10 protein-coding genes and 1 tRNA gene are annotated in these 12,384 nt (G+C 49.5%); all 11 read left to right on the top strand.

The genetic code is table 11. The features are described 5' to 3' along the window. The first annotated feature begins 205 nt into the window (after nt 1–205). Entirely contained in the window at nt 206–979 is a 774-nt protein-coding gene (locus KBS54_04305) for a sigma-70 family RNA polymerase sigma factor (GenBank protein ID MBQ0055351.1), read from the top strand. A 112-nt stretch (nt 980–1,091) separates the two neighbouring features. After that, entirely contained in the window at nt 1,092–1,322 is a 231-nt protein-coding gene (locus KBS54_04300; protein MBQ0055350.1) for a hypothetical protein, read from the top strand. A 295-nt stretch (nt 1,323–1,617) separates the two neighbouring features. Beyond that, nucleotides 1,618–2,874 carry a dicarboxylate/amino acid:cation symporter gene (locus KBS54_04295; GenBank protein MBQ0055349.1) on the top strand — a complete coding sequence of 419 codons (1,257 nt, stop codon included), beginning with the start codon at nt 1,618–1,620 and terminating at the stop codon, nt 2,872–2,874. Nucleotides 2,875–2,948: 74 nt separating this feature from the next. Further along, nucleotides 2,949–4,115, top strand: coding sequence for a hypothetical protein (locus tag KBS54_04290; protein ID MBQ0055348.1), 1,167 nt, complete (start codon nt 2,949–2,951; stop codon nt 4,113–4,115). A 12-nt stretch (nt 4,116–4,127) separates the two neighbouring features. Next, nucleotides 4,128–5,090: an asparaginase gene (locus KBS54_04285; protein MBQ0055347.1), complete on the top strand. Its 963-nt coding sequence runs from the start codon at nt 4,128–4,130 to the stop codon at nt 5,088–5,090. Nucleotides 5,091–5,416: 326 nt separating this feature from the next. Beyond that, a tRNA-Gln gene (locus KBS54_04280) sits at nt 5,417–5,493 on the top strand. A 24-nt stretch (nt 5,494–5,517) separates the two neighbouring features. Then, on the top strand, nt 5,518–6,933 hold the full coding sequence (gene glmU / locus KBS54_04275; GenBank protein ID MBQ0055346.1) for a bifunctional UDP-N-acetylglucosamine diphosphorylase/glucosamine-1-phosphate N-acetyltransferase GlmU: 1,416 nt from the start codon (nt 5,518–5,520) through the stop codon (nt 6,931–6,933). Continuing rightward, entirely contained in the window at nt 6,933–7,907 is a 975-nt protein-coding gene (locus tag KBS54_04270) for a ribose-phosphate pyrophosphokinase (protein MBQ0055345.1), read from the top strand. The genes glmU and KBS54_04270 overlap by 1 nt, the downstream gene beginning before the upstream one ends. A 39-nt stretch (nt 7,908–7,946) precedes the next feature. Then, entirely contained in the window at nt 7,947–8,606 is a 660-nt protein-coding gene (locus KBS54_04265; protein ID MBQ0055344.1) for a 50S ribosomal protein L25, read from the top strand. 28 nt (nt 8,607–8,634) lie between these two features. Then, nucleotides 8,635–9,228, top strand: a complete 594-nt coding sequence (locus KBS54_04260) for an aminoacyl-tRNA hydrolase (GenBank protein MBQ0055343.1) — start codon at nt 8,635–8,637, stop codon at nt 9,226–9,228. Between the two features lie 16 nt (nt 9,229–9,244). Further along, nucleotides 9,245–12,376, top strand: a complete 3,132-nt coding sequence (locus KBS54_04255; protein MBQ0055342.1) for a DEAD/DEAH box helicase — start codon at nt 9,245–9,247, stop codon at nt 12,374–12,376. Nucleotides 12,377–12,384 lie beyond the last annotated feature (8 nt).

The following is a 12,384-nucleotide window of genomic DNA, read 5'->3' as shown; positions in this document are numbered from 1 at the left end:
TCGCTGAAAAATCACGCTCGATATTCCTGAGTGAATTTGTCAAAAGTGCCTTGGGAAACGTTGGACGATATTCGCGGAACAAACCTCTGTGTTCGAGTCATCGAGACGACCACAACGGACGTTGAGATGTAGGAAATATTTGCCGCGCGGCTTCTGCCGCGCGGCAAGACGGACAGAAAACACAAACCATGGGAGGAATAACAATATGTACAGAGAAAAAGAATATGAAAAATACTTAGCAGACGAAACAGAAGCAGAAGAATACGGAAACTATGGAATACTCCGCAGACCGTTTGATGCGGTAAAAACACGGCTTGCAAACGGCGAAACGGAAAACGACGAAGACAAAGCCTTCTGCGAATTTTACCCGCTCATACGCAAGCTTGCCAACCGCTTCCGAAGCGGCTCAAAAGACCTTGCGGACGAACTTGAAGGCTTTGGCGTTGAAGCCTTTATCCTCTTTTACAGGGAAAAAGGCGGAGCGGAACTCTACGCAAAAGACCCGTGCGGAAAATTCGCCGAAAGCCTCAGACGGCATCTCAGGGACGCGATAAGAAACGCGAAAAAAAGACTGCTCGGCGTCTCTGCTTCCGCTGAAATAGTAACGGAAGAACCGACAAGCGAAGAAAAAGAAAAAATCAGGTGCGGCGAAATCGCTCCGTACAAAGCGGAAAAAGTATTTCAGATAAGCTACTACGGAAGCCTTGAAGACCCCGACGATGAAGAAGACGAAACGGAACGCCGCGCCGGAGACTACTCTCCCGTAACGGCAGAGGACAGAAACACAGAACGCGAAATAGAAACGCGCGAAACGTTAGGGGAAATAGAAACGCTGCTCACAAGCAGAGAAAAAGCAATCTTAACGCTTCTGCTTAAAGGGCGAAGCCGGACGGAAATAGCGGAAATGCTTGGCATAACCGTACAGGCGGTAGGCAAAACGGCAAGAAGAATCCGCGCCAAAGCGGAAAATAAGCTATAAGCTGCAAGCTAAAAGCTGTAAGCAAAAGCCGTAAAGGTTTTCAAGCTTATAGCTCTTATAGCATATAGCTTATAGCGTGAACGGAGTGAACGAAAAGAAAGGAGCAAAAACAATGACAGAAAGCAAACAAAGCAAACGGGTAGCGACAAAACTGCCGCCCCTGCTTCATGCGGAATTTATCCGCGCTACGAGGCTGAAAAACGAAACAATGAACGGTGCGCTGTGCAGATTTGCAAAACAGTACACGGAAGAAGTAAAAAGCGAACTGCTGCGGACGTCGGTTGTCAGTAGCGCGAAGCGCCAAACGAGCGAAGCGAGCAAACAAGAAAGGAGAAAAAAATAATGAACTGAAAAAGCAGTACAAAATACAACGGCGCGGAATTTTCCTCGCGCCGTTTTTGACGCCCGAAACGGGCGAAAACACGAAAATCCGCAAAAATACTTACTGAAAAATCCGCAAAAATACGCAGAAAAAACGGCAAAAATGCTTAGAAAAAGTGCAGAGAAATGCTGGCAGAGAGAATGCAGAGAAATGCTATAATAACGTTGTAGGGCAAATATTGACACTGGCAAAAAAATATGCTACGCTACAACGGTGTTCTCTCTACACAAACATATATACAGGGGAGTTGAGTTTTATGGCAGAAAAGAGAAGTCTCAGTTTAGCAACAAAAATTCTTATCGCAATGATAATAGGCGCGGCGTTCGGCGCGATTTTCAAATCAAGCTACGCTGCATGGGGTGCGTTTACAGGACCGCTTGGAACAGTTTTTATCAGGCTTCTGAAAATGACGATTCTCCCGCTTATTTTCTTCTCAATCGTTACGGGTGTTGCCAGTGTGGCAGACCTGAGCAAGTTGAAGAAAGTCGGCGGCACGTTCCTTGGTTTCTGGTTCACCGCTTCCGCTATTTGCGCTGCTACCGGTATTGTCTGTGCTTACATTATTAAACCGGGCGAAGGTATTCATCTTGAAGAAGCAGCAGAGAAGTTTTCTACTGAGGGTGTAAGTGTTGTGCAGAGCCTTGTCAACTGGGTGCCTGACAACGTAGGCGCGGCTTTTGCAAACTTTAACATTATTCAGGTTATAATTTTCTCGCTTTTCCTTGGCATAGGCATAGCACTTCTCAGCAATGACAACGCCGCAAAAGCGCCACTTCAGAATTTCTTCAACTGCGGAAACGAAATTATGATGAAGGTCGTCGAAATGGTAATGAAATTTGCGCCTGTCGGCGTTTTCTGCCTTATGGCAGACGTTACAGGTACACTCGGCAAGGAAGTTCTTACCGGACTTGGCAAAATGCTGCTTACGCAGTACGTTGCTTACGCAATCGTTCTTGTCATCATTCTTCCGCTTATGCTCTGCCTTGTCGCCAAGGTCAACCCGATTCAGCACTACATTAACGTTTTCCCTGCGATGATTCTCGCTTTTTCAACTTGCAGTTCAAGCGCGACGCTTCCGCTGACGATGAAATGCTCAAAAGAGCGCTCTGGCGTTCCCGAAGAAGTTGTTAACCTTATCGCGCCTCCTGCGGCAACGATAAATATGCAGGCATGCTGTGCTGAAATGCCCATTTACGCTGTGTTTGCCGCGCAAATGTTCGGAATTGATTTCGGCATTGGTCAGCTTATCGTAATCTGTCTGCTCGGAATTATTATGGCAGCCGGTGTAGCTGGAGTTCCGGGCGGCGGTATTATGATGTCTGCAATTATGATGCAATCCATGGGACTTCCGCTTACGATAGTGCCGTGGGTCGCGGGTATTTATCGTCTTATAGACATGCCTAACACAATGCTCAATGTTACCGGCGATACGGTCGGAATGGTTACGACAACCGCAGTGCTAGGAACGCTTGACAGAGATACTTTCAACGCAAAAAAAGGAATTTCTGCATAATAAATCATCATTATTGCCAATCGGCAGAGAAGCGAAGCAGCGGCTTCGCTTCTCTTTGCAAAGGGGAGATATTTTTGACTGAAATAAAACTGTCGTCTGAAAAAAAAGGACTATACGGAATTGTCGGACACGTCGGAGTGGGACACGTGCATAGCTATAATGGTTTTGTGCAGGATGACTCGGTCGGATTTGCCGTTGCTTCGTACATTCTCAGACAGGCTGTTCCCACGCGCACAAAAATTGCCGAAGCCTTTGCCGATGCTGACGCAAACAGTGTAACGGTTGTTACGGAAGAAGGCGGCAGGGCGACACTTTCACCGCGCAGGGGAATTACGCCGCGCGAAGCGGAAATTATTGCTTCGGCAAAAGGGTTGGACGCAATATATTCGCAGAACTGCGCTATTGACGTATTCGGCAGAATATACGGACAAGGAGCTGCGGAACTTCCGGTATGTTTTCAAGGAGCCTGCGCCCTTGCAGTGCTTGATTCGTTCAAAAAAACGGCAAAGGACAGACTGATTTTTACAACGGAAAAATTTGAGAACAAATATGACGTTTCCGCAGGAATTGTACTTGATATTAACAATATTCCTGTGTCGCTTTTGCTGGTTGTGAACGGAACAAACGGAGGTATTGGTCCTGATGAGGATTATGAAGGCAACACAAACTGGACGGAAAAGGGCGAACTTATGAAAACATTGGGGCTTGACGCTGTTCTGACGACTGTCGTTGAGTCAAAAGCGTTTATTCCGGTACTTGCGGAAAGCGTTGCCGAAAACAGATGGATGATTCGCGCTCAAGAAGGAATTGACAGTACGGAGCTTGGCGAAGCGCTGTATGCCTCTGCTTCTGAACTTGAACTTCCTGCACGGCTGGAAAAAAATATCATGCCTATGCCTGAAGGCGCACTTGCTCGGTCAACGGCAGCGTTTGCGGATAAAATCACGGAACTTGCGGGAAAACTCAGGAATGAAGACTGTTGCGCGAGAAAAGCGGAATACGTTGCTGAAATCGCAAAACTTATAAGCGAAGATGCAGGCGGCGTAACCTTTATGTCCGGCTCGGTAAACGACAAAGTGCGCGGTGCGGGAACACTTCCGAAAATTTCTGCGGTGCTTTCAATGGTTGTATCTGCAGAATATGTAAAACACTGGAAAATTCCGCGCGTTACCGAAGAAGAAGTCGAAAATTACGCAAAAATAACTCTCAGAGCGGTCGAAAAACTTGCTTCAAGAAGGTAAGGTGACTGTAGCATGAAGAAAATACTTCTTATTTCAACAGGGGGAACAATAGCTTCGGAAGAAAGCGAAAACGGGCTTGTCCCCGCGGTTGACGGTGCTGCCATGATACGGCTCATTCCGGAGCTTGAAGGAATGTGCGATATTGAATACCGCGAACTGCTGAGTCTCGACAGCAGCAATATACAGCCGCACCACTGGACTGAAATGGCTGACACGATAGTTGAAGCGTATGAAAAATATGACGGTTTCGTTATTTCCCACGGCACTGACACAATGGCATATACCGCCTCAGCGCTCAGCTGGATGCTTGAAGGAATACGCAAACCAGTTGCGATTACTGGTGCGCAGCTTCCGATAGAAGACCCGATGACTGACGGGAAACACAATCTGCTGAACGCCTTCAGACTTGCCTCGGACAATCATGCGGGAATTTATCTTGTTTTTGGCGACAGCATCATAGACGGAAGCTGCGCAAAAAAACTTTATACACAGAAATTCGAGGCATTTGCCAGTGTTAATATGCCTCGTGCGGCATTTATAACGCGCGACGGTTTTCAGTGGACGGCACAGGAGAAGGATTTGCTTGTATTTACCCCTAAAACGGCTGTTGACGACAGAGTTTTTGTTTACAAACTCATCCCCGGAGCAAAGGACAGTGTACTGGATTTTGCCGTTCAGGCAGGTTACAGAGCGATTGTGATTGAGGGTTTTGGCGCAGGCGGAGTGCCTAACAAAGAAAACAGTCTGCTTCCGGCGCTTGAAAGAGCGCTTAAAGCCGGAGTCATAGTTGTATGCATTACACAGTGCGTATATGACGGAACGAACCTTGATGTCTACGATATAGGCGTTCTCGCGCAGAGGCTTGGAGCGATTTCGGCAGAGGATATGACGCTTGAAGCCGTTGTCACGAAACTTATGTGGTCGCTGGGCAATACTGCAACGAACGAAGAGGCGAAGAAGTTGTTTTTGGCATAAAACATGAGTTTCAAAAAACTCTAGAGAAATCCGAAATTTTTTGTGTTATGTGCCGCGGTAAGCCAAGGCAACGCAGGTTCGGTGTGCTGGCGTTGCTCGCGCTTGCGGGGCTCGCGCTGCGGAAAAGAACGCTGTAGGCTATATGCTACAAACTTGAAAAAATAACAAAAAACGGCGCGGAAATTTTTCTCCCGTGCCGTTTTTTACGGCGGTTGAAATTCCGGCGGAGTTTTGCGCATTTTGCGCAGAATACGGCAAATGATATTTCTTTTCTGTTCCATATTGCGAAATCAGCGTTTTTTGATATAATTTTTCAAAGTGTGTCCTGGGGTATAGCCCAGGTAGGTTAAGGCGGCGGACTTTGACTCCGTTTACGATGGTTCGAATCCATCTACCCCAGCCAGTTTTTTGTATGGGAGATGCTTGTATGCAGCTGAATAATCAGTCAATTTGCGTTTTAATTCTTGCAGCGGGCAAGGGTACCCGTATGCGCAGCAATACTCCCAAGGTTCTCCAGCAGATTATGGAGGAGCCTATTATCAGTTATCCTCTGAACGCGGTTAAGACAGCCGGTTTTGACAATCAGGATATTGCCGTTATGGTCGGGTTCGGCGGTATGCAGGTGGAGAAGTATCTGAATACAAATTTCAGCGGCGTTAACGTTATATGGCAGAAGGAGCAGCTGGGCACAGGACACGCGGCAAAGCTTGCTCAGGGCTGGTGGGAGAACTATGACAACGTTATGGTTCTTACCGGCGACACGCCTCTTATCACTGCCGACACTCTGCTGAAGTTTGTCAACGAACACGTTTCGTCGGACGACAAGTGCAGTTTTCTGAGTTTTGAGCTTGACAATCCCAAGGGCTACGGACGCGTTATACGCAGCGGAAGCTCTATCAGCATTGTTGAAGAAAAGGATGCCGACGAAAAGCAGAAGCTGTGCAGAGAGGTCAACAGCGGAATGTATATTTTCAGCACAAAGGCGCTGTCCGCCGTTATTGACAAAATAGGCTGCGAGAATAATCAGAAGGAGTATTATCTCCCTGACGCGCTTTCGCTTATAGAAGGCGACGGAGGCAGTCTTAACGCGATAAAAGCCGAAAATCCGCAGGATTTCCTCGGCATTAACGATCCCTTGCAGCTTGCGGAGGCGACCGCGATTATGCGCAGGAGAATAGTGCGCGGCTGGCTGCTTAAGGGCGTGCGCTGCGCGGATCCTGACAGTATTTGGATCGGTCCCAGAGTTGAGCTTGAAGAAGACATTTTTATCGCGCCGTTCGTGCAGCTTTACGGCGCTTCCAAGGTGGAGCACGGCAGCAGGATAGGAAGCTTTACGGTGTTGAGAAATTCTTCCGTCGGCAGCGATACGAATATCGTCGGCAACGTCAGAATGGACGACAGCAGCGTTGGAAACAAATGCAGCGTGGGTCCTTTCGTGTTTATGAGAAACAATACGCGGCTTGACGATACGGCGCTTGCGGGACGCTACGTTGAGATTAAGAACAGCCACGTTTCGTCCGGCGCCAAGGTGCCGCACCTTTCCTACATAGGCGACGCTGAAATAGGAGAGAATACAAATATAGGCGCGGGCACGATTACGTGCAATTATGACGGACATGACAAGAGTCCGACAACGATAGGCAGCAACTGCCTGATAGGCAGCGACACGATGATTGTCGCCCCAGTGGTTATAGGGAACAAGGTTTCAACGGCTGCCGGTTCGGTTATTACAGAGGATATTCCTGACGAGGCCCTCGGGGTAGGAAGAGCCCGCCAGAAAAATATTACGGGATGGAGATCCCGTTTGGAAAACGCATGGAAAAACAAGGGAGGAAACAAGTAATGGCTGACCAGACACGGGCAATTAAGGTGTTCTCGGGTTCCGCGCACAAAGCTTTTGCAGACAGCGTGTGCGTGAGTTTGGGGATACCTGTTTCAGCATCAAAACTTTTCAGATTTTCAGATCAGGAAATTGGCGTTTCCGTTGAGGAGAGCGTAAGAGGCACCGACGTTTACATCGTACAGCCCACCTGCGAGCCTGCCAACGAGCGCCTTATGGAGCTTTTTATCATGATCGATGCGCTCAGAAGAGCGTCAGCCTACAGAATTAACGTCGTAATGCCGTATTTCGGCTATGCGCGTCAGGACAGAAAAACCCGCGCACGCGAACCGATCACGGCGAAGCTTATGGCAAATCTTATTCAGAAAGCCGGAGCGGACAGGGTTATATCGGCAGATCTCCATGCAGGCCAGATTCAGGGCTTCTTTGACATTCCCGTTGACCACCTCACCGGAATTCCTCTCCTTGCTTCTTATTTCTGCAACACTCTTAAAAAACAGGTTGAAGAAGGCAATCTCATCGTTGTTTCTCCGGACATCGGAGGAGTTGCAAGAGCCAGAAAATTCGCGACACAGCTCGGTCACAACACCGAACTTGCGATCGTTGACAAACGCCGTTCACACGAAATCGCGAACCTTTGCGAGGTAATGGACATTATCGGAGACGTTAAGGGAAAGACAGCCGTCCTCGTTGATGATATAATAGACACGGCGGGCACAATGTGCAAAGCGGCGGCAGCCATTAAAGAGAGAGGCGCGACGGAAGTCTATGCCTGCGCAACGCACGGCGTTCTCTCCGGACCGGCTATTGACCGTATCCGCGAATCAGTGCTGAAGGAACTTATAATTACGGACACCATTCCGCTTCCTGAGGAGAAGAAGCTTGACAAGATTGAGGTTCTCTCAATCGCCCCTCTGTTTGCGGAGGTAATCAGAAGAGTTCATTCGGAAGAATCCGTAAGTATTCTGTTCCGTTAGAATAAATTAAAAAGCAAATTATTTTAGGAGGAAACAATTATGGCAGCTAAAAGAAAAATGAACCAGAAATTTGACTTTACGAAGAGAACTGCAACCGGCAAAGGCGTCTGCAGAAAAATCCGTTCCAAAAACGCTCTTCCTGTAGTGCTTTACGGACCGGATTTCAAAGAGGGACTCGCCGGAACGGTTGACGCAAAAGCAATCTCGGTAATAGCGAACAGCCCGTTCCACGAAACAACGGTCGTCACCCTCGTTATGGAAGACGGAAGCTCACATCAGGCTCTTCTCAGAGACATTCAGCGTCATCCGCTTACACAGCAGCTTCGTCACATCGACTTCTACGAAGTTATAGCCGGACACAAAATCAAGGTTGAAATTCCTGTAAAGGCAATCAACAAAGACGTTTGCAAAGGCATCAAAGAAGGCGGCGTACTTGAAACAGCGGCACGTAACGTTGAAATCGAAGTCGAACCCGCGAACATTCCCGAAGATATTATCGTTGACCTCGCAGAGCTCGAACTCGGCGCGGAAGTATTTGTCAAGGATCTTCAGGTTCCCGAAGGCGTTACCTTTATTACCGATTCTGAACAGCTTATCTTCCATATCGTAACGCCGAAATCAATGGTAGCGGCTGAAGAAGAAACGGAAGAACCCAAGGAAGTAGAAGTAGTAGCCAAGGGCAAGAAGGAAGAGGAATAGTCCTTATTTTACAGGACTCTGACTAAATATGAAGCTCATCGTCGGACTGGGCAATCCCGGGGTTGAGTATGCATGGACGCGGCATAATTCCGGCTGGCTGATGCTTGACGGATTTCTGTCGCGCCTTTCGCTTTCAGCGCCTCAGAATAAATTTCGCGGCGATTTCTGGGGACCTGTGCTTCACCTCGGTGAAAGGCTGTCTTTTCTGAAGCCTCACACCTATATGAATCTCAGCGGTCTTTCCGTGCTTGAAGCTGTAAATTATCAGAATGTAGAACCGCAGGACGTTCTGGTGATTTTTGACGACGCGTCTCTGCCGGTCGGGAAGCTGAGAATGAGAGAAAAGGGCAGCGCAGGCGGACAGAACGGAATGAAATCCATAATCGCCGCCTTGAATACGCTTGAAATTCCGCGTCTCCGCGTCGGCATAGGCATGCCGAAAAACGGGGGAGATATGGCGGAATGGGTACTCGGAACAATTCCGAAAAAACAGCGCGAGATTTACGACAAGCTTAACGACGCCGCGTGGAGCGCTGTCGAGCTTTGGATAAAGGGCGACGTGCAGAACGCAATGAACAGAATTAACGGCATTTCTTTTGAAGAAGAGTTTTTAGACAACTGATTTATTTCTCAAGTTTATGGCTTACGGCAGTATTTTGAATTTTTCCACCATATTTTCCGCTGACCCGCGGCTGTGGAACGTCAGCGCGGCAGTGCATATTCCCTCGGAAGGAGCTTTGCGCTGCTGGATTTGCAGAGACGCTGACGCGCCTCTGCTTGTGCTTTTTCCGGACTCACGGAGGGCAAGGGATTTTGTCTGCGACGCAAAAGAGCTGAAACTGTTCAAAAATCCGGAGCTGCTTCCCGAGTTCGCGTTTACCGGTGAAGACGCGCAGAACAGCGCTTCAAGCGCCAAAAGAGGCTCCGTTATGTCGCGTTTTAAGAGCGGGGCGGCAGACGTGCTTGTTTCAACGCCGTCAGCCCTTACCGCGCCGTTTCTGCTCGGCGGGGACAATTTCGAGCTTGCCTGCGGCGAAACCGTTGACAGGCAGCAGCTTGTGGCGTGGCTTGAAGGTAAAGGCTACGAACGCTGTGACCTTGTGTGGTCGCCCGGGCAGTTTGCACTGCGGGGCAGTATTGTTGACGTTTTCAGCCCGTCAGACAGTTATCCGCTGCGCATTGAATTTTTTGACGACGAAATTGAAAGTATGAGGCGCTTTGTGTCCGACACACAGAAAAGTCTCGGAACAGTGTCGTCCGCAGCTTTGCAGGGGCTTAACGGCAGCGCTTCCGCGAAGTTTTACGAGATGTTTCCCGCAAATATGAAGGTAATATATTTTGACCCCGCCGCGCTTGATTCCGCCGCCGAAAACGACGAGTGGCTCAGGAATAATCTGGCAGCGGACGCAGGCATGGACATTTCGGACTGGCCTCTCTGGCAGGACGTCAGGCATTGTCTGTCAAAATACGGACAGCTTCGCGCGGTGCGAGATATTGACAAAGCAGACGTGCGCCTTGACGCCGCGGCGTTTCCTTATTTCAGGGGAAAGACAGTTGAACTGAACGCATTCTGCTCAAATCTTGCCGAAGAAGGTTTTAAAATAACCGCCGTTTCAGATACCGAAGCAAATATAAACTGGGCTGAAAAGTGCGGTTACCAGACGCAGAGAGGTCTGCTGTCGGGCGGTTTCGTAGACCGTAGCAGCAAAACCGCCGTTATCACGGACGTTGAGCTGTCAGGAATGTCAATCCGCGCCGGAGGCGCAGAAAAAAGAGCGCCTAAGGACTGGGGCGAGACCTTGCGTCCGGGACAGTGGGTTACGCACGAGGATTACGGACTGGCGCACTATGCCGGAAGTCAGCTCGTGGAAACGCCGTCGGGGCTTCAGGAATACATTGCGCTGAATTTCGCAAACGAACAGAGGCTTCTTGTGCCTTTGATGCAGTTTTACAAAATTTCACCGTACGTTCCGTACCCGGGAGAAGAACCTGCTGCCGATACGCTGCGCGGAACGCGCTGGAGAAAATCTGCTGAGGAAGCGCGTGAGGCGGCTGCACAGGCTGCCAAGGATTTGTCTGAAATTTACGCAAAGCGCGAACTGAGCAGCGGTTATAAATTTGAGTCTCACAGAGACCTGATGAAGGAGCTGGAGGACGGTTTCAGCTATACGGAAACCGCTGACCAGCTTAAAGCAATAAACGACGTAATCAGCGATATGGAGTCGGCAGCGCCTATGGACAGGCTGCTCGTAGGCGACGTCGGCTTCGGTAAAACGGAAATAGCCCTGCGTGCGGCGGGGGAGGCGGCTTTCTGCGGAAAACAGACGGCGCTGCTTGTCCCTACGACTCTGCTCGCAAGTCAGCATTACCAGACGTTTGTGTCGCGTTTTGCCTCGCTTCCGGTACGAGTTGAAGTAATTTCAAGATTTGTGCCCGCAAAAAAACAGGAACAGATTCTCAAGGACCTTGCGGACGGCAGGGTTGACATACTTATAGGCACCCACAGGCTGCTGAGCAGCGACGTAACCTTCAAAAACCTTGGACTGCTTATAGTGGACGAAGAACACCGTTTCGGCGTTCTTCACAAGGAAAAGCTGAAGAAACTTACCCCTGGCGTTGACGTGCTGATGCTTTCCGCAACCCCTATTCCGCGCTCCCTGTCGCTTTCTCTGAGCGGCCTGCGCGACATATCGCTGCTTGAAACGCCGCCGCAGAAAAGACTGCCTGTTATCACGGTTGTCCGCCGCTGGTCGGAGGAACTGCTGAAAAGCGCTGTGTACCGCGAAAAAAACAGGGGCGGACAGATATTTTTCATTCACAACAGGATAAAGGATATTCAGGAACGGGCTGTTATGCTTAAACGGCTCTTCCCGAAGCTGAACATCGCCGTAGCTCACAGCAGAACTTCGGAAGCGGAGCTTGAAAGCATTATGGATAAATTTACGCGCGGCGAAATAGATATTCTGCTCTGCACGACAATAGTCGAAAGCGGGCTGGACATTCCGTCGGCGAACACTATGATAGTTGACGATGCCCACGAGCTTGGAATTGCGCAGATGTATCAGCTGCGGGGCCGTGTGGGACGCAGGGAGGAACAGGCTTACGCGTTTCTTTTCTATCCCGAGGACGTTAAGCTTTCCCGTGAGGCAGAAGAAAGGCTTGACGCGATAGCCGAACTGGACGAGCTCGGCGCAGGCTACAGACTGGCGCAGACCGACCTTCAGCTGCGCGGCAGCGGAGACGTGATAGGCACGGCACAGCACGGGCACGGCATGAAAGTCGGTTATCATAAATACTGCGACATGCTTTCGGAAGAAATCGCCAGACTTAAGGGGGAAACAAAGCATTACGCGGACGTTCAGATTGCGTTTCCCCTGACTGTACCGCCTGAATATCTGCCGCAGGAAAATCTGCGAGTGGCTTTTTACAGGCGTATGCTGAAGCTAAATTCGCTTGCGGAAGAACTTGAACTTCGCGCTGAAACAGAAGACCGCTTCGGCAGAATTCCCGCAGGGGTTGATATGCTTCTTAAGCTTAACGCCGTAAGGGCTGAGCTTGCCGCGTACGGCATAGACAAAATAACAATTAACAGGGACGAATGCTGCCTGTACGGAGACATTTCGGCAATACGCACCGAACTGAAGCTTCCCGTCGGGTGGTTTGTGAAAGCGGACGGTTCTGTCTACGGGCACGGAGGCTTCCGCGGAATAAATGAACTGTACTCTGCAATAAATGAAACAAAACGCGCCAAATCTGCTACAATAGCGTAAGGAGGTCG

The sequence above is a fragment of the Candidatus Equadaptatus faecalis genome (assembly GCA_018065065.1).
GTDB lineage: Bacteria > Synergistota > Synergistia > Synergistales > Synergistaceae > Equadaptatus > Equadaptatus faecalis.
Note: the sequence above shows the minus strand (reverse complement) of the source record. Positions and strands in the feature narration are given on the sequence as shown.

Bases quoted from the DNA above. Each gene is read 5' to 3' on its own strand.
- KBS54_04305 (MBQ0055351.1), top strand. From the start codon at position 206: ATGTACAGAGAAAAAGAATATGAAAAATACTTAGCAGACGAAACAGAA.
- KBS54_04300 (MBQ0055350.1), top strand. From the start codon at position 1,092: ATGACAGAAAGCAAACAAAGCAAACGGGTAGCGACAAAACTGCCGCCC.
- KBS54_04295 (MBQ0055349.1), top strand. From the start codon at position 1,618: ATGGCAGAAAAGAGAAGTCTCAGTTTAGCAACAAAAATTCTTATCGCA.
- KBS54_04285 (MBQ0055347.1), top strand. From the start codon at position 4,128: ATGAAGAAAATACTTCTTATTTCAACAGGGGGAACAATAGCTTCGGAA.
- glmU (MBQ0055346.1), top strand. From the start codon at position 5,518: ATGCAGCTGAATAATCAGTCAATTTGCGTTTTAATTCTTGCAGCGGGC.
- KBS54_04270 (MBQ0055345.1), top strand. From the start codon at position 6,933: ATGGCTGACCAGACACGGGCAATTAAGGTGTTCTCGGGTTCCGCGCAC.
- KBS54_04265 (MBQ0055344.1), top strand. From the start codon at position 7,947: ATGGCAGCTAAAAGAAAAATGAACCAGAAATTTGACTTTACGAAGAGA.
- KBS54_04260 (MBQ0055343.1), top strand. From the start codon at position 8,635: ATGAAGCTCATCGTCGGACTGGGCAATCCCGGGGTTGAGTATGCATGG.
- KBS54_04255 (MBQ0055342.1), top strand. From the start codon at position 9,245: ATGGCTTACGGCAGTATTTTGAATTTTTCCACCATATTTTCCGCTGAC.